The organism is Streptomyces sp. NPDC034086 (genome assembly GCF_055575515.1).
In genome coordinates this window covers 418,058-443,028 of sequence record NZ_JBVISM010000004.1, presented here as the reverse complement: position 1 = coordinate 443,028, position 24,971 = coordinate 418,058, and the positions used below count along the sequence as shown (strand labels likewise).

The 24,971-nt window shown below is 72.7% G+C and carries 13 protein-coding genes, 1 tRNA gene and 1 rRNA gene; 10 read left to right on the top strand and 5 right to left on the bottom strand.

All coding sequences use genetic code 11. The features are described from left to right. Positions 1-138: 138 nt before the first annotated feature. A 5S ribosomal RNA gene (rrf, locus tag ACZ514_RS14650) occupies positions 139-255 on the top strand. Between the two features lie 5 nt (positions 256-260). Further along, a tRNA-Thr gene (locus ACZ514_RS14645) sits at positions 261-333 on the top strand. A gap of 157 nt (positions 334-490) precedes the next feature. Here the strand turns inward: ACZ514_RS14645 and ACZ514_RS14640 are convergent. Continuing rightward, complete coding sequence (locus ACZ514_RS14640; protein ID WP_469124844.1) at positions 491-3,013, bottom strand: SpoIIE family protein phosphatase; 2,523 nt, start codon at positions 3,011-3,013, stop codon at positions 491-493. Positions 3,014-3,239: 226 nt separating this feature from the next. Between ACZ514_RS14640 and ACZ514_RS14635 the strand changes: the two genes are divergently transcribed. From ACZ514_RS14635 to ACZ514_RS14600, 8 genes are all read left to right on the top strand, one after another. Beyond that, a complete protein-coding gene (locus ACZ514_RS14635; RefSeq protein ID WP_469124843.1) occupies positions 3,240-8,741 on the top strand; it encodes a HAMP domain-containing protein in 5,502 nt (1,833 codons plus the stop codon). A 234-nt stretch (positions 8,742-8,975) separates the two neighbouring features. Beyond that, positions 8,976-9,656, top strand: a complete 681-nt coding sequence (locus ACZ514_RS14630) for a response regulator (protein WP_468170590.1) — start codon at positions 8,976-8,978, stop codon at positions 9,654-9,656. 171 nt (positions 9,657-9,827) lie between these two features. Next, positions 9,828-12,599 (top strand): FtsK/SpoIIIE family DNA translocase, encoded by a 2,772-nt coding sequence (locus tag ACZ514_RS14625; protein ID WP_469124842.1) that lies wholly within the window; start codon positions 9,828-9,830, stop codon positions 12,597-12,599. Positions 12,600-13,057: 458 nt separating this feature from the next. After that, positions 13,058-13,963: a helix-turn-helix domain-containing protein gene (locus ACZ514_RS14620; protein ID WP_468170596.1), complete on the top strand. Its 906-nt coding sequence runs from the start codon at positions 13,058-13,060 to the stop codon at positions 13,961-13,963. A gap of 124 nt (positions 13,964-14,087) precedes the next feature. Beyond that, positions 14,088-15,593 (top strand): 30S ribosomal protein S12 methylthiotransferase RimO, encoded by a 1,506-nt coding sequence (rimO, locus tag ACZ514_RS14615; protein WP_468170599.1) that lies wholly within the window; start codon positions 14,088-14,090, stop codon positions 15,591-15,593. Next, entirely contained in the window at positions 15,590-16,246 is a 657-nt protein-coding gene (gene pgsA / locus ACZ514_RS14610) for a CDP-diacylglycerol--glycerol-3-phosphate 3-phosphatidyltransferase (RefSeq protein WP_468170602.1), read from the top strand. The genes rimO and pgsA overlap by 4 nt, the downstream gene beginning before the upstream one ends. Before the next feature lie 65 nt (positions 16,247-16,311). Further along, on the top strand, positions 16,312-16,812 hold the full coding sequence (locus tag ACZ514_RS14605; protein WP_468170605.1) for a CinA family protein: 501 nt from the start codon (positions 16,312-16,314) through the stop codon (positions 16,810-16,812). 109 nt (positions 16,813-16,921) lie between these two features. After that, positions 16,922-17,302 (top strand): helix-turn-helix domain-containing protein, encoded by a 381-nt coding sequence (locus ACZ514_RS14600; protein WP_007266936.1) that lies wholly within the window; start codon positions 16,922-16,924, stop codon positions 17,300-17,302. Positions 17,303-17,712: 410 nt separating this feature from the next. Here ACZ514_RS14600 and ACZ514_RS14595 read toward each other — a convergent pair whose 3' ends face one another. The 4 genes from ACZ514_RS14595 to ACZ514_RS14580 all read right to left on the bottom strand — a co-directional run bounded on the left by ACZ514_RS14595 (position 17,713) and on the right by ACZ514_RS14580 (position 24,907). Further along, positions 17,713-18,483: an SDR family NAD(P)-dependent oxidoreductase gene (locus ACZ514_RS14595; RefSeq protein ID WP_469124841.1), complete on the bottom strand. Its 771-nt coding sequence runs from the start codon at positions 18,481-18,483 to the stop codon at positions 17,713-17,715. A gap of 32 nt (positions 18,484-18,515) precedes the next feature. Then, entirely contained in the window at positions 18,516-19,328 is an 813-nt protein-coding gene (locus tag ACZ514_RS14590) for a DNA-formamidopyrimidine glycosylase family protein (protein WP_469124840.1), read from the bottom strand. 102 nt (positions 19,329-19,430) lie between these two features. Next, positions 19,431-20,147, bottom strand: a complete 717-nt coding sequence (locus ACZ514_RS14585; protein ID WP_469124839.1) for a hypothetical protein — start codon at positions 20,145-20,147, stop codon at positions 19,431-19,433. A gap of 167 nt (positions 20,148-20,314) precedes the next feature. Further along, positions 20,315-24,907 carry an ATP-dependent helicase gene (locus tag ACZ514_RS14580; protein WP_469124838.1) on the bottom strand — a complete coding sequence of 1,531 codons (4,593 nt, stop codon included), beginning with the start codon at positions 24,905-24,907 and terminating at the stop codon, positions 20,315-20,317. Positions 24,908-24,971: the final 64 nt, after the last annotated feature.

The following is a 24,971-nucleotide window of genomic DNA, read 5'->3' as shown; positions in this document are numbered from 1 at the left end:
CAGATGTGGAAGCCCGGTAACGGGTGGAGCTGACTGGTACTAATAGGCCGAGGGCTTGTCCTCAGTTGCTCGCGTCCACTGTGTTAGTTCTGAAGTAACGAACTCGCCTTGCCGGCTTGAGTTCCAACTTCATAGTGTTTCGGTGGTCATAGCGTTAGGGAAACGCCCGGTTACATTCCGAACCCGGAAGCTAAGCCTTTCAGCGCCGATGGTACTGCAGGGGGGACCCTGTGGGAGAGTAGGACGCCGCCGAACAACCCGCCCTTTTAGCTCAGTCGGTAGAGCGTCTCCATGGTAAGGAGAAGGTCAACGGTTCGATTCCGTTAAAGGGCTCTGACATCACGAAAAGGCCCCCGCCTCTTGGCGGGGGCCTTTTTGCGTTCCCGTCCCGCCTGTGGCCCGACAGCCCGGGGCCCAGGGCGAGCGGGCATGCTGGACGACGCGGCGTCCGGGCGCCGGCGCCGGTGCGTGGGGAGCGACCGTACGGCGCTCAGACACCCTCGCGCTGCTGGGGGACGCGGAAGGCCAGGATGGCCATGTCGTCCGAGGCCGGTTCGGCGGCGAAGCGCTCGACCGCGCGCAGGACGCGGGAGGCGACGGCGCCCGCCGTGAGACCGGTGCAGGTGGTGAGGACCTCGGCGAGGCCGTCGTCGCCGAGCATCCGGGTGCCCTCACGGCGTTCGGTGACGCCGTCCGTGACGCAGAGCAGGACGTCACCCGGTTCGAGGGTGAGGGTCTGCTCGTAGAGGTCGAGGTCGTCGATCACGCCCAGCAGCGGCTGCGGTTCCGCCGCCGCGGTGACCTCGCCGTCCGGGCGCAGGCGCAGCGGCAGCGGGTGGCCCGCGCAGACGACCTTCATCAGGGCGCCGCCGTCGGGCTGGGGGTGCAGTTCCCCGTAGAGGAGGGTGAGGAAGCGGCTGCGGGCGCCCTCGTCGAGGATGGCCGCGTTGAGCCGCTCCAGCACCGCGGGGCCGCCGAGACCCTCACGGGCCAGGAGGCGCAGGGCGTGGCGGGCGAGGCCGGTGACGGCCGCCGCCTCGGGGCCCGTACCGCAGACGTCTCCGATGGCGAAGCCGTACGCGCCGTCGCGGATCGGGAAGACGTCGTAGAAGTCGCCGCCCACCTCGTTGCCCTCGCCGGCGGCGCGGTAGATCACCTCGACCTCCATGCCGGGGATGGCGGGGGAGCCGGGCGGCAGGAGGCTGCGCTGGAGGGAGCGGCTGATGGCGGTGCGCTCCGAGTAGAGGCGGGCGTTGTCGAGGGCGAGGGCGGCCCTGCGGGAGAGGTCGTCGGCCAGTTCGAGGATCTCCTGGCGGAAGTGCTCCCCGGTGGGCTTGCCGAGGGTCAGCATGCCGATCACCCGGTTGCGGGCGAGGAGCGGCAGGACGACGGTCTCCCCGCCGACGGCGGCGGTCGCCGCCGGCCAGGGGCGGGCACCGGCCTCACGGACCGGCTCGGGCGGACTGACGCGGGAGAGGAGGGCCTTGAGGCCGTCGATGCGTTCCTCGTCCTCGTGCAGGACGTAGGCGAGGTACGGGTCCGAGGTCGGATCGGCGATGGTGTAGACGGCGCACCAGGTGGCGAGCGTCGGGACGGTCATCTGGGCCATGAGGGCCAGGGTCTGGTCCCGGTCGAGGGTGCCGGCGAGCAGGTCGGAGGCCTCGACGAGGAAGGAGAGCGAGCCGCGGCGCAGCCGTTCCAGCTCGCCGAGGCGGGCGGACTCGACGGCGAGGGCGATGCGGTCGGCGGCGAACTGGAGGCGCAGGGCCTCCTCGTTGGTGTACCGGCCGGGGCCCTCCGCGGCGACGCCGAGGGAACCGGTGAGACGGCCCTCGACCTTGAGGGGGACGGTGACGACGGAGCGCATGCCGGTGGACTCCAGGAGCGGTACGGCTCCGGGTACGACGGCGAGGTCGTCGTGCACGGCGGGCAGGCGGGCGGAGCCGTAGCGGCTGGTGCCGGCCTCGACGGGGACGCGGGCGAAGCGCTGGCGGGTGGAGGGCAGGCCGGTGGTGGCGCGCACCTCGAGCTCGGTCTCGTCGTCCGTGGCCAGCAGCAGGAAGGCGGCGTCGGCGTCGAGCATGTCACGGGCCCGTTCGACGGTGCGCTGGAGCAGTCCCTCCAGGTCGTCGGGGGGCGGGGAGCCGATGAAGACCTCGAAGGGGTCGACGGGACGGGGGTCGCCGTGCTGGCCGTCGGAGGAAGGGACGCGTACGGGGGTCTGGAGCAGGGCGCGCTCGTCGTCGTGCACGAGGAGGCAGACGATGGAGGGTTCGCCGTGGGCGTCGCGGACCCGCAGGTGGGAGGCGTAGACGGGGATGACGCGGCCGTCGGCGCCCCGGATGCCGTAGCTGCCCTCCCAGCGGGACAGGCGCAGGGCCTCGGCGACGCCTGTGCCGGTGCCGGGGGTCTGGGGCCAGGCGGCGATCTCGGCGAGGGGGCGGCCGAGGACCTTCTCGGCGGGGTAGCCGAAGACGTGCTCGGCGTCCTCGTTCCAGGCGGAGATGGCGTCGGCGGCGTCGACCTGGAGCACGGCGACGCGGACCCGGCTGTCGGTCAGCGGGAGGAACTGGTCCGGTACGACGGGGCCCGCGGAGCGGGTACCGACCGGCCGGTCCGGGAGGTCGAGGCGGAACCACACGTGTTTGTGGGTGGCGGTGTACTCGACGCCCCAGCGGGTGGCGAGGGCGGCGCAGAGCATCAGCCCGCGGCCGTTCTCGCGGTCGGGGTCGGCGTACGGGCGCTCGTCGGGGTGCCGCAGCGGCAGCTCGCGCTCGGGGTAGCGGTCGCCGACCTCGACGCGTACGCCGCCCTCGGCGCGCAGGCACAGGACCTCGGCCCTGGTTCCGGCGTGCACCACGGCGTTGGTCACGAGCTCGCTGGTCAGCACCACCGCGTCGTCGACGATGTCCGCGAAGCCCCAGCCCTGCAGGGTGTCGCGCACGAACGCGCGGGCGGCGGCGACCGACCGCCCTTGAGGGTCGAAAGTGGCAGCCGCCCGTGCCGTGATCACAAGTCTCCTTCGACGCGGTTGGACATCGGATGCCAGGTTACTTACCTTCGCGGTCGCCAGGAGCCGTCGTACGGGATTCCACCCTGAGGGTGCGGCGGGTGTGCGATGGTGCCGAAGTGTTATCGCCGGGTTCGGCCAGGGTGAAACACTGGGCAGGCTTGGAGAGCCGGCTCTTGGACGGTCGGCGTCCGGTGGAACAGCGGTCGACCCTTTCGGGAGGGACACGGTGGAGTCTGGCGCAGCGGTGCGGCGTACGGGAACGCGCCCCAAGGGGGGGCGGTCCCGGCGGAACGGGACGACGGAAGTCGATACCGCCGCTCTGAACCGCCTGCTCACGGCCCTGGTGTCGATGCGGGACGGCAACTTCCGCAAGCGGCTGACGGTGTCCGGCGAGGGCGTGATGGCGGAGATCGCCGCCGTCTACAACGAGGTCGCCGACCGCAATCTGCACTTGACCGGGGAACTGTCCCGGGTCCGGCGTACGGTGGGCCGCGAGGGCAAGCTGAGCGAGCGGCTGGAGACGGGGGCCTGCGAGGGCTCCTGGGCGGCCGCGATCGACGCGTCGAACCAGCTGGTGGACGATCTGGCCCGGCCGGTGTCCGAAGTGGGCCGCGTGCTGTCGGCGGTGGCCGAGGGCGATCTCGACCAGCGGATGGACCTGCGGACGCAGACGTCGGACGGGGCGGGGCATCCGCTGCGCGGGGAGTTCCTGAAGGTCGGGCGTACGGTCAACAACCTGGTCGACCAGCTGTCGGCGTTCACCGACGAGGTGACGCGGGTGGCGCTGGAGGTCGGTACCGAGGGCAAGCTGGGCGGTCAGGCCCAGGTGCGGGGGATGTCGGGTTCGTGGAAGGACCTGACCGACTCCGTCAACACGATGGCGTACCGGCTCACCGCGCAGGTGCGTGACATCGCGCTCGTGACGACGGCGGTCGCGAAGGGCGACCTGTCGCGCAAGGTCACGGTGCACGTGGCCGGCGAGATGCTCCAGCTGAAGAACACCGTGAACACCATGGTGGACCAGCTGTCCTCGTTCTCCTCCGAGGTGACGCGGGTCGCCCGGGAGGTGGGCACGGAGGGCGAGCTGGGCGGCCAGGCGAAGGTGCCCGGGGTCGCGGGCGTGTGGAAGGACCTGACCGACTCCGTCAACACGATGGCGGGGAACCTGACGGCGCAGGTGCGGGGGATCGCGCAGGTGACGACGGCCGTCGCGAACGGCGACCTGTCGCAGAAGGTGCGGGTCAGCGCGCGCGGCGAGGTCGCGCAGCTGGCCGAAACGATCAACCAGATGACGGAGACCCTGAGGACCTTCGCGGACGAGGTCACGCGCGTGGCCAGCGAGGTCGGTGCGAAGGGCCTCCTCGGCGGGCAGGCGCAGGTGCCGGGGGCGGCCGGTACCTGGAAGGACCTCACCGACTCGGTGAACACGGTCTTCCGCAACCTCACCACGCAGGTGCGTGACATCGCGCAGGTGACGACCGCCGTGGCCAACGGCGACCTGTCGCAGAAGGTCACGGTCGATGTGGCCGGCGAGATGCTGGAGCTGAAGAACACCGTCAACACGATGGTCGACCAGCTCCAGTCGTTCGGTGCCGAAGTGACGCGCGTGGCCCGTGAGGTCGGCGTCGAGGGCGAGCTGGGCGGGCAGGCGCAGGTGCCGGGGGCGGCCGGCACCTGGAAGGACCTCACCGACTCGGTGAACACCGCCTTCCGCAACCTCACCGGGCAGGTGCGCAACATCGCGCAGGTGACCACGGCGGTCGCCAACGGCGACCTGTCCCAGAAGGTCACGGTGGACGTCTCCGGCGAGATGCTCCAGCTGAAGAACACCGTGAACACGATGGTGGACCAGCTGTCCTCCTTCGCCGACCAGGTCACGCGGATGGCGCGGGACGTGGGCACGGAGGGCAGGCTCGGCGGCCAGGCCCGGGTCGAGGGGGTCTCCGGCACCTGGAAGGAGCTCACCGACTCCGTCAACTTCATGGCCGGGAACCTGACCTCGCAGGTGCGCCAGATCGCCCAGGTGACGACGGCGGTGGCGCGCGGCGACCTGTCGCAGAAGATCGACGTGGACGCCCGGGGCGAGATCCTGGAGCTGAAGAACACCATCAACACGATGGTCGACCAGCTCTCCGCCTTCGCGGAGCAGGTGACCCGGGTGGCCCGGGACGTGGGTACGGAGGGCCGCCTGGGCGGCCAGGCGCAGGTGCCCGGCGTGGCCGGGGTGTGGCGGGACCTGACGGACTCCGTCAACGGCATGGCCGGGAACCTGACCTCGCAGGTCCGCAACATCGCGCAGGTCGCGACGGCGGTGGCGCGCGGCGACCTGTCGCAGAAGATCGACGTGGACGCCCGGGGCGAGATCCTGGAGCTGAAGAACACCCTGAACACGATGGTCGACCAGCTGTCGAACTTCGCCGAGCAGGTCACGCGGGTGGCCCGCGAGGTGGGCACCGAGGGCATCCTGGGCGGTCAGGCCGAGGTCAAGGGCGTCTCGGGCACCTGGAAGGACCTCACCCAGTCCGTCAACTTCATGGCGAACAACCTGACCTCGCAGGTGCGCAACATCGCCGAGGTGACCACCGCCGTCGCCATGGGCGACCTCTCCAAGAAGATCACGGTCGACGCCAAGGGCGAGATCCTGGAGCTGGTCACCACGGTCAACACGATGGTGGACCAGCTGTCGTCGTTCGCGGAGCAGGTGACGCGGGTGGCGCGCGAGGTGGGCACCGAGGGCATCCTCGGCGGCCAGGCACGGGTGCGCGGGGTCACCGGCATCTGGAAGGACCTCAGCGACAACGTCAACACCATGGCCGGGAACCTGACGGCGCAGGTGCGCGGGATCGCGCAGGTGTCGGCGGCCGTCGCCAACGGCGATCTGACGAAGAAGGTCACCGTCGAGGCGCGCGGCGAGGTCGCGCAGCTCGCGGACACCGTCAACACGATGGTGAAGACCCTGTCCTCGTTCGCGGACGAGGTCACGCGGGTGGCCCGCGAGGTGGGCACGGAGGGGCGCCTGGGCGGCCAGGCGCACGTCCCCGGGGTCTCCGGGACGTGGAAGGACCTCACCGACTCGGTGAACTTCATGGCGTCCAACCTCACCGGGCAGGTGCGGCAGATCGCCATGGTCACGACCGCCATCGCCAAGGGCGACATGACCAAGAAGATCGACATCGACGCGCGGGGGGAGATCCTGGAGCTGAAGACGACCATCAACACGATGGTCGACCAGCTGTCCTCCTTCGCCGACCAGGTGACGCGGGTGGCGCGCGAGGTGGGTACCGAGGGCATCCTCGGCGGCCAGGCGCGGGTGCGCGACGTCGACGGCACCTGGCGGGACCTCACCGAGTCCGTGAACGAGATGGCCGGCAACCTCACCCGGCAGGTGCGCGCGATCGCGGCCGTGGCCACCGCGGTCACCCGCGGCGACCTGAGCCTGAAGGTCGACGTGGACGCGGCGGGCGAGATCCAGGTGCTCCAGGACAACATCAACACGATGATCGTGAACCTCCGCGACACCACCCTGGCCAACAAGGAGCAGGACTGGCTCAAGGGCAACCTCGCACGGATCTCGGCCCTGATGCAGGGCCGCCGGGACCTGGACGACGTGGCCTCGCTGATCATGAGCGAGCTGACGCCGGTGGTCTCCGCGCAGCACGGGGCGTTCTTCCTCGCCGTCCCGGCGGGCGGGACCAGCGAGATCGGGACGGACGGCGGCGCGGAGGGCGCGTACGAGCTGCGGATGCGCGGGAGTTACGCGTACGCGGGTGCCCAGATGCCCCTTTCCTTCCGGCCGGGCGAGGGGCTGATCGGCACGGTCGCCGAGGAGAAGCGGACGATCCTCGTCGAGAACACCCCGCCCGGATACCTGAAGATCTCCTCGGGGCTGGGCGAGGCGCCGCCGGCGCACGTGATCGTGCTGCCGGTGCTGTTCGAGGGGAAGGTGCTCGGCGTCATCGAGCTGGCGTCGTTCACGGGGTTCACGCAGATCCAGAAGGACTTCCTGAGCCAGATCGCCGAGATGATCGGTACGAGCGTCAACACCATCTCCGTGAACTCCAAGACGGAGATGCTGCTCAAGCAGTCGCAGGAGATGACCGAGCAGCTGCGCGAGCGTTCCGACGAACTGGAGAACCGGCAGAAGGCCCTCCAGGCCGCCAACGCCGAACTGGAGGAGAAGGCCGAGCTGCTGGCCCAGCAGAACCGGGACATCGAGGTGAAGAACACCGAGATCGAGGAGGCCCGGCAGGTCCTGGAGGAGCGGGCCGAGCAGCTCGCCGTCTCGATGCGGTACAAGAGCGAGTTCCTCGCGAACATGTCGCACGAGCTGCGCACCCCGCTGAACTCGCTGCTGATCCTGGCGAAGCTGCTCGCCGACAACGCGGACGAGAACCTCTCGCCGAAGCAGGTGGAGTTCGCGGAGACCATCCACGGCGCGGGCTCGGACCTGCTCCAGCTGATCAACGACATCCTCGACCTGTCGAAGGTCGAGGCGGGGAAGATGGACGTCTCGCCGACGCGGATCGCGCTGGTCCAGCTCGTGGACTACGTGGAGGCCACCTTCCGGCCGCTGACCGCGGAGAAGGGGCTGGACTTCTCGGTACGGGTCTCCCCGGAGCTGCCCGCGACGCTGCACACCGACGAGCAGCGGCTGCTCCAGGTGCTGCGCAACCTGCTGTCGAACGCGGTGAAGTTCACCGACAACGGGGCGGTGGAGCTGGTGATCCGGCCGGCCGGGGCGGACGTGCCGACGGCCATCCGGGAGCAGCTGCTGGAGGCGGGATCGCTGCGCGACGCGGACGCCGACCTGATCGCCTTCTCCGTGACGGACACGGGGATCGGGATCGCGGCGAGCAAGATGCTGGTGATCTTCGAGGCGTTCAAGCAGGCCGACGGCACCACCAGCCGCAAGTACGGCGGTACGGGCCTGGGCCTGTCCATCAGCCGGGAGATCGCCCGGCTGCTGGGCGGGGAGATCCACGCGGCCAGCGAGCCCGGCCGCGGGTCGACCTTCACGCTGTACCTGCCGCTGCACCCGAGCGAGCTGCCGCCGCAGGGGTACGCCGCGCCGACGCCCGGCGGGGCGCGCGGGGAGTACCGCAGGGCGGCGGAGGAGGAGCCGTTCGCCGTGCAGCCGCTGCCCGCGGCGCTGCCGGCGCCGCTGGGGGCACTCGAGTCCCAGCAGGCGCCGCCGGTGGCGGAGGCGGCCGCTCCCAGCTCGTCGGCGCTGTTCCGGCGGCGGCGCAAGCCGCTGACGGGGCCGGGGCCGCGCACCGAGGTGCCGGGGCAGTCCGAGGGCGAGGCGTGGGACGTGGAGGAGCCGCTGCCGGTGGCGCCCCGCACGTACGACTTCCACGGCGAGCGGGTGCTGATCGTGGACGACGACGTGCGGAACGTCTTCGCGCTGACGAGCGTGCTCGAGCAGCACGGGCTGGCGGTGCTGTACGCGGAGAACGGCCGGGAGGGCATCGAGGTCCTGGAGCAGCACGACGACGTGGCGGTGGTGCTGATGGACATCATGATGCCGGAGATGGACGGGTACGCGACGACCGCGGCGATCCGGCGGATGCCGCAGTTCGCGGGGCTGCCGATCATCGCGCTGACGGCCAAGGCGATGAAGGGGGACCGGGAGAAGGCCATCGACTCCGGTGCTTCCGACTACGTCACGAAGCCGGTCGAGCCCGACTACCTGCTGACGGTCATGGAACAGCACATGCGCGGAAACTGATCGGAGTGCGGGACGCGGGGGAGGCCGGGAGGGGAACCTTTGGGCCTCTCCTCACGTTTCCGCTACGTGCACAGTGACATCTTGGTGACAGGGTGTGGCGATCTCGGGACTGGGGCTACGATGACCGGCACAAGGACGGACGGCGCAAGGATGCCGTCCTCTGGGGCGGGGCCCGGCGCGCACGCCGGTGCCAGGAGCCGGGGAGGCCCCATGCCGGGGCGAGGAGGACAGGGCATGGTGCAGAAGGCCAAGATCCTCCTGGTCGACGACCGGCCGGAGAATCTGCTGGCGCTGGAGGCCATCCTCTCCGCGCTCGATCAGACACTGGTCCGGGCGTCGTCGGGGGAGGAAGCGCTCAAGGCGCTGCTGACGGACGATTTCGCGGTCATCCTGCTGGATGTCCAGATGCCGGGCATGGACGGATTCGAAACGGCCGCGCACATCAAGCGGCGCGAACGGACCCGGGACATCCCGATCATCTTCCTCACCGCGATCAACCACGGTCCGCACCACACCTTCCGCGGTTACGCGGCGGGGGCGGTGGACTACATCTCCAAGCCGTTCGATCCGTGGGTCCTGCGCGCCAAGGTCTCCGTGTTCGTCGAGCTCTACACCAAGAACTGCCAGCTGCGGGAGCAGGCGGCCCTGCTGCGTCTCCAGCTGGAGGGCGGCGGTACGAACGGCGACGGCGGCACGGAGACCGCCGGACTGCTGGCCGAGCTCTCCGCGCGGCTGGCGGCGGTCGAGGAACAGGCCGAGGCGCTGACCAAGCAGCTCGGCGAGGACGCGGCGGACGCCGGGGTGGTGGCGACGGCCGCCCACCTGGAGCGGAAGCTGACCGGGCTGCGGCGGGCCCTGGACGCGCTGGAGCCCGGAGCCAGCGGCGGAGCGCCGGTCCTGCCCGCGCAGAGCTGAGGCGCGGGCCGCCGGCCGCCCCGCCGTACGGTGGGAAACGGCCCGCCGAGAAGGGCCGCTGCGTGTCCGTCAGCTGTCGCCCAGTCAGAGTGCCGTCCGCCGGGGCGACACGAACGGGTGAAGGGGTGGGCACGCGTGTCCACCGGCGTGCGCCCGGGTAACCTCGGGCCCATGGCCTCACGTACGTCCGGCAAGGGTTCCCAGAGCACGGCGGGCACCGCGAAGGGCCGCACCGGCCGTACGACGGAGCCGGCCAAGAAGGCGGCCCCGCGTAAGCCCCCCGCGAAGAAGGCCGCCGCGGCCAGGCGTGCCCCGGCGAAGAAGGCCGCCGCCAAGCCGGCGCCGTCGCCGACCGGGGGAGTGGTGCGGCTGGTCCGCTGGTGCTGGCTCGCGGTCGCGCACGCGGTCGGCGGGCTCTTCCGCGGGCTCGGCCAGGGGGCCAGGAACCTGGATCCGGCCCACCGCAAGGACGGGGTGGCGCTGCTGCTGCTCGCCCTCGCGCTGATCGTCGCCGCCGGAACCTGGTCGAACCTGAGCGGGCCCGTCGGCGATCTGGTCACGATGCTGGTCACCGGGGCCTTCGGGCGGCTGGACCTGCTGGTGCCGGTCCTGCTCGGGGTCATGGCGGTACGCCTCATCCGCCATCCCGAGCAGACCGACGCCAACGGGCGCATCGGGATCGGCCTGTCCGCCCTCGCCATCGGCGTCCTCGGGCTGGTGCACATCGCCTGCGGGGCGCCCGGCCGGGACGAGGGCACCACCGCCATGCAGAACGCGGGCGGGCTGATCGGCTGGGGCGCCTCCAAGCCGCTGATCTTCACCATGGGGGCGCCGCTGGCCGTGCCCATGCTGGTGCTGCTGACGGTCTTCGGGCTGCTGGTGGTCACCGCCACCCCCGTCGCCGCGATCCCGCAGCGGCTGCGCAGCCTGGGGATCCGGCTGGGGATCGTCCAGCCCAACGCGTACGACGAGGGGTACGGGGAGCACGAGGGCGCCGGTCGGCCCGGCCGCCATGACGCGGAGCAGTGGCAGGCCCGCGCCGGCGGCACCGGCGGCGCGGTGGACGGGGCCGAGGAAGCGGCCCTGGCCCGGCGGCGCCGGCCCCGGCGGAGCACCGCGCGGCCGGGTGAGCGGGAACCGGACGCCGTCGACGTGGCCGCGGCGGCCGCGGCCGCGCTCGACGGGGTGGTCTACGGAGGGCTGCCGCCGAACCCGCTGGTCGCCGACCTCACCCAGGGCATCGCCGCCCGGGAGGAGGGGGCGGAGGTCACCGCTCCGGTGCCGCCCGCCCGGGAGGGGCGGCCCGTCCCCGCTCCCGCGCCGGCCGCGGCTGCGGCGGACGATTCCGGCCTGCCGCAGGAGCGCACCGCCGCGGCGTCCGGGACGCTGTCGGTGCCGGACCTGACGAAGGCGCCGCCGCGGGCCGAGCCGCTGCCGCCGCGCGCCGAACAGCTGCAGCTGCGCGGGGACATCACGTACGCACTGCCCTCGCTGGACCTGCTGGAGAAGGGCGGCCCGGGCAAGACCCGCAGCGCCGCCAACGACGCGGTGGTGGCCGCGCTGACGAACGTGTTCACCGAGTTCAAGGTGGACGCGCAGGTCACCGGCTTCACCCGGGGCCCGACGGTCACGCGCTACGAGGTGACGCTCGGCGCGGCGGTGAAGGTCGAGCGCATCACGGCGCTGGCGAAGAACATCGCCTACGCCGTGGCCTCCCCGGACGTACGGATCATCAGCCCGATCCCGGGCAAGTCGGCCGTGGGCATCGAGATCCCGAACACCGACCGCGAGATGGTCAACCTGGGGGACGTCCTGCGGCTCGCGGACGCCGCCGAGGACGACCACCCCATGCTGGTCGCGCTCGGCAAGGACGTCGAGGGCGGCTACGTGATGGCCAACCTCGCCAAGATGCCGCACGTCCTGGTCGCGGGCGCGACCGGCTCCGGCAAGTCCTCCTGCATCAACTGCCTGATCACCTCGATCATGGTGCGGGCCACCCCGGAGGACGTCCGGATGGTCCTGGTGGACCCCAAGCGGGTGGAGCTGACAGCGTACGAGGGCATCCCGCACCTGATCACGCCGATCATCACCAATCCCAAGCGGGCCGCCGAGGCCCTCCAGTGGGTCGTGCGCGAGATGGACCTGCGCTACGACGACCTGGCCGCCTTCGGCTACCGGCACATCGACGACTTCAACCAGGCCATCCGGGACGGCAAGATCAAGCTGCCGCCGGGCAGCGAACGGGAGCTCAGCCCCTACCCGTACCTGCTGGTGATCGTCGACGAGCTCGCGGACCTGATGATGGTGGCCCCGCGCGACGTCGAGGACTCGATCGTCCGCATCACCCAGCTGGCCCGCGCGGCCGGCATCCACCTGGTGCTCGCCACCCAGCGGCCCTCGGTGGACGTGGTGACCGGTCTGATCAAGGCGAACGTGCCCTCGCGGCTGGCCTTCGCGACCTCCTCCCTCGCGGACAGCCGGGTCATCCTGGACCAGCCCGGCGCCGAGAAGCTGATCGGCAAGGGTGACGGACTGTTCCTGCCGATGGGCGCGAACAAGCCGGTCCGCCTCCAGGGCGCCTTCGTGACCGAGGACGAGATCGCCGGGATCGTCCAGCACTGCAAGGACCAGATGGCGCCGGTCTTCCGGGACGACGTCACGGTGGGGCAGAAGCAGAAGAAGGAGATCGACGAGGAGATCGGCGACGACCTGGACCTGCTGTGCCAGGCGGCGGAGCTGGTGGTCTCCACCCAGTTCGGCTCCACCTCGATGCTCCAGCGCAAGCTGCGGGTGGGCTTCGCCAAGGCGGGGCGGCTCATGGACCTGATGGAGTCCCGGGGGGTCGTCGGGCCGAGCGAGGGCTCCAAGGCGCGCGACGTGCTGGTCAAGCCCGACGAGCTCGACGGGGTGCTCGCCGTCATCCGCGGCGAGGAGGCCCCGTAGGCCGTCTCTTCCGGATCTTGCCTGACCCGCGTCGCCCGGCACCGCACCTCGCCGCGTTGTCGAGGCACCCGAGGACGTCCAGTGATCGGGAGCCTCTCCGCCTTGCGATGCACGGCACCGGACGACGCGGGCTTGACCGGCAAGATCCGAAAGAGACGGCCCAGGGCACCGGGGGCCGTCCGGGCCTCCGGGGACCCCGCGGTCCGGGACCCCCGGGCGGCCCGCTAGAACGGGGGTCCGGCCGTCTCACCCGACCGAATGGGATCGTGGCCGTATCGTCACCGGATCCGCCGGCAACCGTTTCCCCTGGGCGTGCGTCAAGTTGAGGGTGGCACCGGCGGCCGGTTCCCGTCGCCATTCGGATGGCGTAGGAAGCTGGCCCTCCGGTTGCCCCACCCTTTCGTCACCCCCCTAGACTGGACATCCAGCAGGTGGCTACACGCTCGAAAGGCGCCCTTGTGTCCATCGGCAAATCCAACTCCCCCGAAGAAGAGCGGACTTCGGCCGACGTCCGGTCCGAGGACCGGTCCGAGGACCGCATCGTCGAGCGCTCCGTCGAAGAGCCGTCCATCGGGACGGCCCTGAAGAAGGCCCGGATCGCCGCCGGGCTCACCGTCGACGAGGTCAGTTCCACCACCCGCGTGCGCATCCCGATCGTGCACGCGATCGAGGAGGACGACTTCACGCGGTGCGGCGGCGACGTGTACGCCCGCGGTCACATCCGTACGCTCGCCCGTGCCGTCCACCTCGATCCGGTCCCCCTGGTCGACAGGTACGACGCGGCCCACGGCGGCCGGCCGGCACCCACTCCGGCCGCGCCCCTGTTCGAAGCCGAGCGGATCCGCCCCGAGCGGCAGCGGCCCAACTGGACCGCCGCCATGGTCGCCGCCATCGTCGCGGTCATCGGCTTCGTGGGCTTCACCGCCTTCGGCGGCGGTGATGACGAGTCGGCCAAACGGCCGGTGGCGGAAGGTTCCGCCTCCCCGAAGCCCGCGCCCAAGCAGTCCGCGGGCAAGCAGCCGGCCGCCCCGAGCCCCCAGGCCACCAAGCCCAAGCCCGAGGACAGCGCCATCGCCGTCGCTCCGAAGGGCGTCGTCACCGTCGTCCTGACGGCCGACGTCGGCGAGAGCTGGATCTCCGCGAAGGACAGCACCGGCCGGCTCCTCTTCGACGGCACCCTCGCGCAGGGCGAGTCGAAGACCTTCACGGACAAGGAGTCCGTGGACCTCGTCCTCGGTGACGCCGGAGCCGTCAAGCTGTTCGTGAACGGCAAGGAGATCAAGGAGAGGTTCGAGTCGGGACAGGTCGAACGTCTCACCTACACCAAGGACGACCCGCGCCAGGGGCAGGCCCAGGCGGGCTGACCAGCACGGAATAGAAAATTCCAGATCCCCGGGATCCCGCGCGGCGGCCGCCGCCGGCCCCGGGGATCTTGTCGTGGGGGGACGTGGGCGGGGGCCGGCGCCGGGACGAAGTAGTCTTGAGTCCATGCCCGAACGCCGTACCGTCGCCCTTGTCACTCTTGGCTGCGCCCGTAACGAGGTGGACTCGGAGGAGCTCGCAGGCCGCTTGGCGGCGGATGGCTGGGAGCTCGTCGAGGACGCCGCCGACGCGGACGTAGCCGTCGTCAACACCTGCGGCTTCGTCGAAGCCGCCAAGAAGGACTCCGTAGACGCCCTGCTGGAAGCCAACGATCTCAAGGATCACGGCAAGACCCAGGCCGTCGTCGCCGTCGGCTGCATGGCCGAGCGCTACGGCAAGGAACTCGCCGAGGCGCTCCCCGAGGCCGACGGGGTCCTCGGCTTCGACGACTACGCCGACATCTCCAACCGCCTCCAGACCATCCTCAGCGGTGGCAGCGTCGAGGCGCACACCCCCCGCGACCGGCGCCAGCTGCTGCCGATCAGCCCGGCCGAGCGCCAGAGCGCCGCCGTGGCGCTGCCCGGCCACGCGCAGGCGGCCCCCGAGGAGCCCGCGCCGGCCCCCGCCGACCTGCCGGACGGGCTCGCGCCCGCCTCCGGGCCGCGCGCGCCGCTGCGCCGCCGCCTGGACAAGAGCCCGGTCGCCTCCGTGAAGCTCGCCTCCGGCTGTGACCGCCGCTGCTCCTTCTGCGCCATCCCGTCCTTCCGCGGCTCCTTCATCTCGCGCCGCCCCAGCGACGTGCTGGGCGAGACGCGCTGGCTCGCGGAGCAGGGCGTCAAGGAGATCATGCTGGTCTCCGAGAACAACACCTCGTACGGCAAGGACCTGGGCGACATCCGCCTGCTGGAGACCCTGCTGCCCGAGCTGGCCGCCGTCGACGGCATCGAGCGCGTCCGCGTCAGCTACCTCCAGCCCGCCGAAATGCGGCCCGGGCTGATCGACGTGCTCACCTCCACCCCCAAGGTCGTGCCCTACTTCGACCTGTCCTTCCAGCACTCGGCCCCCGACGTGCTGCGCGCCATGCGCCGCTTCGGCGACACCGACCGCTTCCTGGAGCTGCTGGACACCATCCGCTCCAAGGCCCCGCAGGCCGGCGTCCGGTCCAACTTCATCGTCGGCTTCCCCGGTGAGAAGGAGTCGGACTTCGCCGAGCTGGAGCGTTTCCTCACCCACGCGCGGCTCGACGCCATCGGCGTCTTCGGCTACTCCGACGAGGACGGCACCGAGGCCGCCGGCTACGACGGCAAGCTGGACGAGGACACCATCGCCGAGCGGCTCGCGCACATGCAGCGGCTCGCCGAGGAGCTGACCTCGCAGCGCGCGGAGGAGCGGATCGGCGAGACCCTCGAGGTGCTCGTGGAGACGGTCGTCCCGCTCGACGAGGCGGAGGACGGCGAGGGCGCCTACGGGCGTGCCGCGCACCAGGCCCCCGAGACCGACGGGCAGGTCGTCTTCACCGACGGCGCCGGCCTGGTCCCCGGGCGCATCGTCACCGCCAAGGTGGTCGGGACCCTGGGCGTCGACCTCGTCGCCGAGCCCCTGGGCGTGGAACTCGAGGAGGCGGCCGGATGACCGGAGTCCCGGCATCGGCGGCGGGCGGGACCGGCCGCCGGCCCGCGCCCGGCACGAAGCTCGGGACTGCGGCCGTCAACCAGGCCAGCCTGTGGAACATCGCCAACATCCTGACGATGATCCGGCTCGTCCTCGTGCCGGGATTCGTCCTGCTGCTGCTCGCCGACGGGGGCTACGACCCCGTCTGGCGGGCGCTGGCCTGGGCGGCCTTCGCCGTCGCCATGATCACGGACATCTTCGACGGACACCTGGCGAGGACGTACGACCTGGTCACGGACTTCGGGAAGATCGCCGACCCCATCGCCGACAAGGCGATCATGGGGTCGGCGCTCGTGTGTCTGTCCTGGCTGGGTGACCTGCCCTGGTGGGTGACCGGGGTGATCCTCGGGCGCGAGCTCGGGATCACGCTGATGCGGTTCTGGGTGATCCGGTACGGGGTGATCCCGGCGAGCCGGGGCGGCAAGCTGAAGACCCTGGCCCAGGGAACGGCGGTGGGCATGTACGTCCTCGCGCTGACCGGACCGCTGGCGACCCTGCGGTTCTGGGTGATGGCCGTCGCCGTGGTGCTGACCGTCGTCACCGGTTTGGATTACATCCGGCAGGCCGTGGTGCTGCGCCGGGCCGGTCTGGCCGCGGAGCGGACCGCGAAGTGACACACGGGGCGGGGGAGGCGCCGGGGGCCGCGGAACCGCCGGAAGGCGGCGCGGGCGCGGCGGCGGTGGCCGAAGACGTGCTGCGGTTGCTCGCGGAGAGTGACCAGACCCTGGCGGTGGCGGAGTCGCTGACCGGCGGAATGGTGGCGTCGGAGCTGACGGCGGTGCCGGGGGCCTCGCGCGCCTTCCGCGGTTCGGTGACGGCGTACGCCACGGAGCTCAAGCACCGCGTCCTCGGGGTGGACGCGGAACTGCTCGCGGCCGAAGGCGCGGTGAACGCGCAGGTCGCGGAGGAGATGGCCGCCGGGGTGCGGCGGGTGATGGGTGCCTCGTGGGGGATCGCGACGACCGGCGTGGCCGGACCCGACCCCCAGGACGGCCAGCCGGTGGGCACCGTTTTCATCGCCGTGGCGGGCCCGGCGGGCAGGAAAACGGCCCGGCTGCGGTTGAACGGCTCCCGTGCGGAAATCCGTAGGGAAAGCGCACGGACAGTGCTCGAACTCCTCTCGAGCGAACTCCGCGAGAATCTGCGGGGGCAGGATACGGAACAGGACGGGGGGATTTGATGTTTGCAGCCCTGAGTGAACACGACATCGCTCCCCGCACGGCCGCGGCGCGAGGCGGTACGGTGGGGCGTGAAGGTTACGGCTACACGGTCAGAGGAGGGAGCCACCGATGATTCTGCTCCGTCGCCTGCTGGGTGACGTGCTGCGTCGGCAGCGCCAGCGCCAGGGCCGTACTCTGCGCGAAGTCTCCTCGTCCGCCCGAGTTTCGCTCGGCTATCTCTCCGAGGTGGAGCGGGGGCAGAAGGAGGCATCCTCCGAGCTGCTCTCCGCGATCTGCGACGCGCTGGACGTACGGATGTCCGAGCTGATGCGCGAAGTCAGTGACGAGCTGTCGCTGGCGGAGCTCGCGCAGTCGGCCGCCGCAAGCGAACCGGTGCCGGCACCGGTGCGCCCGATGCTCAATTCGGTCTCCGTGGCCTCGGTCACGGGCGGACCGGAGCGGGTGACCATCAAGGCACCCGTGGAAGCGGTGAACGTCGTAGCCGCTTGAGCGTGCCGTCGGTATGTGAGCGTGGCGGGAGCCCCGGAAGGTGCGTCGAGCACCGGCCGGGGCTCCTTGCCGTTCCGGGGGCGTCCGGAAGGCCCGGTCCCCCGTGGGGCTGGTGGCGGGCGTTCTGGGTGCGGGCGCGGGGAGGGTGCGGGAGGATGGGCCCGTCGGGGAACCTGCCCCCTGGGAGGTGGCCGTGCGGCGGTTGCTGCGCATACCTGTCCCGGTGCTCCTCGCCCTGGTGGTGGCGGTGCCGTGGTGGTGGGCCGTACTGAGGCTCGCGCTGGCGCCGGCCGAGGCGGGCCCCGTGGAGGGCGCGGTGGCGGTCGGCGGCTGGGGCCTGGGGCTGCTGCCGGTGCACTGCGTGCCCGGACCCGTGCGCCGGGACGGCCGGGCGCGGTCCGGGGCGGGCGCTACCAGGGCATCGACACCCCGCCGTTCGGGCGCAGAATCTGGCCCGTCATGAAGGACGAGGCGTCGCAGGCCAGGTAGAGCACGGCCTGGGCGATGTCCTCGGGTTCCCCGACGCGGCGCAGCGGCGCCATGCGGACCATGGCGGCCTCGGTCCGGCGCTGCTCCTCGGGGCCGTGGCGGCCGGTCATGGGGGTGCGGATCCACCCCGGCGCGACGGCGTTGACGCGGATTCCGTGCGGGCCGCACTCGGTGGCCAGGGTCCGGGTCAGCTGCACCACCGCGGCCTTGGCGGCGCTGTAGCAGAGCAGTCCCGGCTGCGCGGCGTCCACGGCGCCGGAGGCCATGGTGACGACCGACCCGGGACGGCCGGCGGCGACCATGGCGCGGACGGCCTCCTGGCAGGTGCGCAGCACTCCCTTGAAGTTGACGTCCAGGATCCGGTCGAGGTCCTCGTCCGTGGTCTCCAGGACACTGCTGGTGTGCATGACCCCGGCGATGGCGGCGACGACGTCGAGCGGCCCGGCGGCCGCGACGGCGGTGCGCAGGGCGGCCCGGTCGGTCACGTCGAGGGGGTGGACGGTGGCGGAGCCGCCGTCCTCGGAGATCAGGGAGGCGGTCCCGGCGAGGCCCCGTTCGTCGCGGTCGGCGCAGTGGACGGCGGCTCCGGCCCGGGCGAGGAGGAGGGCGGTGGCACGGCCTATGCCGCTGGCGGCTCCGGTGACGAACGCGGAGCGGCCGGTGAGGTCGTACGGGGCGGTCGGTGTGGGCATGCCAGGACGGTACGAGCGCATCTGACGGGCCGTCAACGGCCGGGGTGCTCCGGAACCGGTCCGGACTGGCAGCGCGGGCACCAGTACGTGGGCCGGCCGTCCTGCGGGGCCTCGCACACGGGGGTGCCGCAGCGCAGGCAGGGCCGGCGGGCGCGCCCGTACACGAAGAGCTCCCGGCCGCGGCGGCGGATCCCGGTGGTGTTGCGGGCGCCGCCGTGGCCGGCGTTGGCCGCCAGGAGGCGCCGGGCGGCGGCCGCGACGCGGGGGAGGGTGGTCGGGGGGTCGGGGAGCGCGCCGACGGGGGTCCAGGGCGTGACCCCGGCCAGGAAGCAGAGCTCGCACTTGTAGATGTTGCCGATGCCCGCCAGGTTGCGCTGGTCGAGCAGGGCCTCGCCGAGGGGGCGGCCGGGGTCGGCGAGCAGGTTGGCGGCGGCCCGGGCCTGGTCCCAGTCGGGGCCGAGCAGGTCGGGCCCCAGGTGGCCCACGGCCCGGGCCTCGTCGGCGGTCCGCAGCAGTTCCAGTACGGGCAGCCGGTAGCCGACCGCGGTGGCGTCGGCGGTGGCCAGCACGGCCCGGATCTCGAAGGCCGGTCCGCCCCGCCACTTCTCGCCGGGGCCGAAGAGGTTCCAGGTGCCGTCCATCCCGAGGTGGCTGTGGAGGGTGAGGCCGCCTTCGAGGCGGGCGAGGAGGTGCTTGCCCCGCGGGGTGACGCCGAGGGTGGTGCGCCCGGTGAGGTCGGCGGTGGCGAAGCGGGGCACCCGCAGGTCGGTGTGGGTGAGGGGCTTGCCCGCGAGGGCGGCGTGCAGACGGGCCGCCGCGCGGTGGACGCTGTCTCCTTCGGGCATGGGGCCATTGTCGGGCCTGGGAACGCCCGGAACCCCCCGGGCGGCGTCGCCGCGCGGGGGGTTCCGGGCATCAGGAGGCGGGAGGCCGGGGCGGGCCGCCGGTCACTTCCAGGTGAGGCTCTTCTGGGGAGGGCTGCTCAGGTTGTTGTACGGGTCGCCCCAGTACTCGGCGCCGGAGACCTTGGCCGCGGCCGGCGCCAGGGCGATCACGCAGTTGGTCTGCGACTGGCCGTTGGTGAAGCCCTTCGGCAGCGAGTTGTCCTTGCACTTGTCGAACTTGCCGATGATCGAGACGCCCTGTGCCTCGCTGCCGTCGCCGAGCAGGCCCTTGATGTGCCCGACCGAGGAGTACGAGAGGTCGGTCGTGCCGGTGTTCTTGACCGTGTAGCGGATGTAGTAGGGCACCAGGCCCTTGGCCCTGTCGCCGAGCTTGAGCGGCTCCAGGTCGGCCGGGTCGCCCTTCTCGATCGAGGCGACGGTGAGGGCGAGCTGGCCGCCCTTGTTGCTGCCGTAGCTGAACGGCACGGTGGCCGTCTCGCCGATCTTGAAGGCCTGGCCCGACTTGGCCACGGCGCCGCCGCCGGAACCGCCCGGGGCCGGTGAGGCGCTCGCCGAGCCGTCGTAACCGGCCCCCGGGGAGCTGGGCGCCGCCGGGGCGCTCGGCTGGGCCGGCGAGCCGGCGGACGCGGGGGCGGACGGTGCGGCCGGAGCCGCCGGGATCTCCTCGTTGCCGTCCTTGCAACCGGTCAGGACGAGGGCTCCGGCCACGGCGAGGCCGGCCGCGGCGAGGGTGCTTCTGCGCATGGTGTTGGTGCTCACTGTCGTGTCCCCCATGGATGGGCACCGCCGGGCGCGGTGCCTGTGAGCACCCTTGATAAGCCACGGATAAGCGGCTGGGCCAGCTCGGAGGCCCTTGCGGAGCGGCTGGCAGCCGTTTCGTGACATGCCCAAGACATACGTGTCCGGGCCGAGACCGGACCGCCGCCTCAGCTGCGCAGCCGCAGCCCCCTCGGCGTCGCGTGGAAACCGGCCGCCTCCAGGACCGGGCCCAGCGGGGACGTCAGCGCCGCCGCCGCGTTGATCCGCTCCACCGTCAGCGCCGGCAGGGACCCCGCGCGCGAGCCGGCGGCCAGGGCCTCCGTGGCCGCCGTCAGCCGCGGATCCCCCGGATCCGGCCAGGCCAGCAGGGTCTTGCCGCCGCGCTCCAGGTACAGGGTCAGCTCGCCGTCGACCAGGACCACCAGCGACCCCGCCTTGCGGCCCGGCTTGTGCGTGGCGCCCGCCGGGGGCTCGGGCCACGGCAGGGCCGCCCCGTACGCGTTCGCCGGATCGGCGGCGGCCAGGACCACCGCCGCCAGCGGGGGAGGGTTCTTCTCGGCCGCGCGGAGCCGGTCCACCGCGCCGTCCATCGCGAACTGGGCCGCGCCCAGCCCCTCCACCACGTACCCCCGGCGGGCCCGGCCGCTGTCCTCGAACGCCGACAGCACCCGGTAGACCGCGCTGAAGCCGCCCTCGACGCCCTCCGCCGCCACGGCCCCCCGGGTGACCACCCCGTGCCGGTCCAGCAGCGTGCGCGCCAGGGCGTGGGCACGCTGGGTCGGGTCCGGGGCAGGCGCGGGCAGCAGGGACCAGCGGCCCGACACCGTGGGCGGGCCGGTACGGGACACCGCGGCGCCCGGGCCCCCGTACCGGCCGCGCGGCACCGTACGCCGGGCCCGGTGCGCGGTCGCCCCCGCCGTGCGGCCCGAGCCCAGCAGGGAGCGCAGGGGGGCCAGGGTGTCGTTCGTCAGCCGGCCCGACCAGGCCAGGTCCCAGAGCACCTCGGACAGCTCCAGGTCGGAGGCCTCCGGATGGCGGGCGCGGACGGACTGGGTGATCTGCCGGAAGAAGAGGCCGTACCCGCCCGAGAGGCTCTCCAGCACCGCCTGGTGCAGCGGCCCCAGCTCGAGCGGATGCGGCTCCGGGAGCAGCAGCGGAGCGGACTCCGCCAGGTACAGCGAGACCCAGCCGTCCTTGCCCGGCAGGGCTCCCGCGCCCGCCCACAGCACTTCCCCGGTGGTGGTCAGCTCGTCCAGCAGCGTCGGCGCGTAGCCCGCCACCCGGGAGGGCAGGACCAGCCGCTCCAGCGCCGAGGCCGGCACCGGTGCCCCCTGCAGCTGCTCCACGGCCCGGGCCAGGCCGTCGAGCCCGCGCAGAGCCCCGCCCAGGTGCTGCCACTGGGGCAGGAACGTGGCCAGGGAGGCCGGCGGGACCGGCTCCAGCTCCTGGCGCAGCGCGGCCAGCGAACGCCGCCGCAGCCTGCGCAGCACCGTCGCGTCGCACCACTCCTGGCCGATGCCCGCCGGATGGAACTCGCCCTGGACCACCCGCCCCCCCGCGGCGAGCCGGTGCAGCGCCCCCTCCGTCACCGCCGCGCCCAGGCCCAGCCGGGCGGCCACCGCGGCCGTGGTGAAGGGGCCGTGGGTGCGCGCGTACCGGGCCAGGAGATCGCCCAGCGGATCCTTGACGGGCTCGGTGAAGGCCTCCGGCACCCCGACCGGCAGGGCCGTGCCCAGCGCGTCCCGCAGCCGGCCCGCGTCCTCGATCGCCGCCCAGTGTTCCGCGCCGCCGATCCGCACCCGGATGGCCCGCCGGGCCGCCTCCAGCGCCCGCGGCCAGGCGGGCTCCGCCCCGCGCGCGGCCAGCTCGGCGTCCGTCAGCGGGCCCAGCAGCCGCAGCAGGTCCGCCACCGACTCGGCGTCCTTGGCGCGCCGGTCCTCCGTCAGCCACTGGAGCTCCCGCTCCAGCTCCTCCAGCACCTCCGCGTCGAGCAGCTCCCGCAGCTCCGCCTGGCCCAGCAGCTCCGCCAGCAGCCGCGAGTCCAGCGAGAGCGCCGCCGCCCGCCGCTCGGCCAGCGGCGAGTCGCCCTCGTACAGGAACTGGGCGACGTAACCGAACAGGAGGGAGCGGGCGAACGGCGAGGGCTCGGGAGTGGTGACCTCGACCAGCCGGACCCGGCGCGCCTCGATGTCCCCCATCAGCTCCGCCAGACCCGGTACGTCGAACACGTCCTGGAGGCATTCGCGTACGGCTTCCAGCACGATCGGGAAGGACCCGAACTCCGACGCCACCTGGAGCAGTTGCGAGGCGCGCTGACGCTGCTGCCACAGCGGGGTGCGCTTGCCGGGACTGCGGCGCGGCAGCAGCAGGGCGCGCGCCGCGCACTCCCGGAACCGGGAGGCGAACAGGGCCGATCCGCCCACCTGTTCGGTGACGATCCCCGAGACCTCGCCCCGGTCGAAGGTGACGTCGGCCGCGCCCAGCGGGGCCTGCTCGTCATCGAACTCGAAGGGCGCCGGCCGGGCCGGGTCGTGGTCCAGCAGGTCCATGGAGAGCAGGTCGGCATCGGGCAGCCGCAGCACGATCCCGTCGTCGGCGTGCATCACCTGGGCGTCCATGCCGTACTTCTCCGCGAGGCGGGCACCCAGCGCCAGCGCCCACGGGGCGTGCACCTGCGCGCCGAAGGGGGAGTGGACGACGACCCGCCAGTCACCGAGCTCGTCCCGGAACCGCTCGACCAGGATGGTCCGGTCGTCCGGCACGTGCCCGCAGGCCTCCCGCTGCTCCGCCAGGTACGCCAGTACGTTGCCCGCGGCCCAGCCGTCCAGGCCGGCCGCCAGCAGCCGCAGCCGGGCGTCCTCCTCGGAGAGCGCGCCGAGCTCCCGCAGGAACGCGCCGACTGCGCGCCCCAGTTCGAGGGGCCGGCCCAGCTGGTCGCCCTTCCAGAACGGCAGCCGGCCCGGCACCCCGGGGGCGGGAGTGACCAGGACCCGGTCGCGCGTGATGTCCTCGATCCGCCAGGACGTGGTGCCCAGGGTGAACACGTCACCCACGCGCGACTCGTAGACCATCTCCTCGTCCAGCTCGCCGACCCGGCCCCCGCCCCTCTTCGGGTCGGCACCCGCCAGGAACACCCCGAACAGGCCCCGGTCGGGGATGGTGCCGCCGGAGGTCACCGCGAGGCGCTGCGCGCCGGGCCGGCCGGTGATCGTCCCCGCCACCCGGTCCCACACCACCCGCGGCCTCAGCTCCGCGAACGCGTCCGAGGGGTAACGGCCCGCCAGCATGTCCAGCACCGAGGTGAACGCCGATTCGGGCAGCGCCGCGAAGGGCGCCGCCCGGCGCACCAGCGCGAGCAGCTCGTCCAGCTGCCAGGTGTCCATCGCGGTCATCGCCACGAGCTGCTGGGCGAGTACGTCCAGCGGATTGGAGGGGATCCGCAGCGACTCGATCGCCCCGGTCCGCATCCGCTCGGTGACCACGGCGGCCTGGACCAGGTCGCCCCGGTACTTCGGGAAGACCACCCCGGTGGAGACCGCGCCCACCTGGTGCCCGGCGCGGCCCACGCGCTGGAGCCCCGACGCCACCGACGGCGGTGACTCCACCTGCACCACCAGGTCCACGGCGCCCATGTCGATGCCCAGCTCCAGGCTGGAGGTGGCCACCACGGCGGGCAGCCGGCCTGCCTTCAGGTCCTCCTCGACCAGCGCCCGCTGCTCCTTCGACACCGAACCGTGGTGGGCGCGCGCCAGCAGCGGCGGGGCGCCCAGGGCCGCACCCGACTGGGCCATCACCTCGGCCGGGGGCGGCGCGCCCTCGGCGAGCGGCGTGCCCGTCGCCCGCTCGTGGGCGATCTCGTTGAGCCGGTTGCACAGGCGCTCCGCGAGACGGCGCGAGTTGGCGAACACGATCGTCGAGCGGTGGGCCTGCACCAGGTCCGCGATCCGCTCCTCCACATGGGGCCAGATCGACGGCCGGTCCCCGCCCTCCCGGCCCTCGGTCGCCGGGGAGCCCCCCAGCTCGCCCATGTCCTCGACCGGGACGACCACCGACAGGTCGAACTCCTTCGCCGACGGCGGCTGCACGATCTCCACCCTGCCGCGCGGCGCGAGGTAGCGGGCCACCTCCTCCACCGGCCGGACCGTCGCCGACAGCCCGATCCGGCGGGCCGGGCGGGGCAGCAGCTCGTCCAGCCGCTCCAGGGACAGCGCCAGGTGGGCGCCGCGCTTGGTCCCCGCGACCGCGTGCACCTCGTCCAGGATCACCGTCTCCACCCCCGCCAGCGCCTCCCGCGCCGCCGAGGTCAGCATCAGGAACAGCGACTCCGGAGTGGTGATCAGGATGTCCGGCGGCCGCGTCGCCATCGCCCGGCGCTCGGCGGCCGGGGTGTCCCCCGAGCGGATCCCCACCCGGATGTCCGGCTCCGGCAGGCCGAGGCGGGCCGACTCCTGCCGGATCCCCGTCAGCGGGCTGCGCAGGTTGCGCTCCACGTCGACCGCCAGGGCCTTCAGCGGAGAGACGTACAGCACCCGGCAGCGCTTGCGCGCCTCGGCGGGCGGCGGCTGCGAGGCGAGCCGGTCCAGGGCGGCGAGGAAGGCGGCCAGGGTCTTGCCGGATCCGGTCGGCGCGACGACCAGGACGTCGGAACCCTCCCCGATGGCCCGCCAGGCACCCTCCTGGGCGGCCGTGGGCGTACGGAAGGCCCCCGTGAACCACGAGCGGGTGGCGGGGGAGAACGAGTCGAGCGCAGCGCCTGCCATGCCCCCATCGTGCACCCCGCCACTGACAGGGCCGCCGACCTGGGCGAACACGCCGCCGGGGCGG

Coding starts and splice junctions, on each gene's coding strand:
- ACZ514_RS14580 (WP_469124838.1), bottom strand. CDS start 24,907: ATGGCAGGCGCTGCGCTCGACTCGTTCTCCCCCGCCACCCGCTCGTGG.
- ACZ514_RS14625 (WP_469124842.1), top strand. CDS start 9,828: ATGGCCTCACGTACGTCCGGCAAGGGTTCCCAGAGCACGGCGGGCACC.
- ACZ514_RS14590 (WP_469124840.1), bottom strand. CDS start 19,328: ATGCCCGAAGGAGACAGCGTCCACCGCGCGGCGGCCCGTCTGCACGCC.
- ACZ514_RS14600 (WP_007266936.1), top strand. CDS start 16,922: ATGATTCTGCTCCGTCGCCTGCTGGGTGACGTGCTGCGTCGGCAGCGC.
- ACZ514_RS14630 (WP_468170590.1), top strand. CDS start 8,976: ATGGTGCAGAAGGCCAAGATCCTCCTGGTCGACGACCGGCCGGAGAAT.
- pgsA (WP_468170602.1), top strand. CDS start 15,590: ATGACCGGAGTCCCGGCATCGGCGGCGGGCGGGACCGGCCGCCGGCCC.
- rimO (WP_468170599.1), top strand. CDS start 14,088: ATGCCCGAACGCCGTACCGTCGCCCTTGTCACTCTTGGCTGCGCCCGT.
- ACZ514_RS14595 (WP_469124841.1), bottom strand. CDS start 18,483: ATGCCCACACCGACCGCCCCGTACGACCTCACCGGCCGCTCCGCGTTC.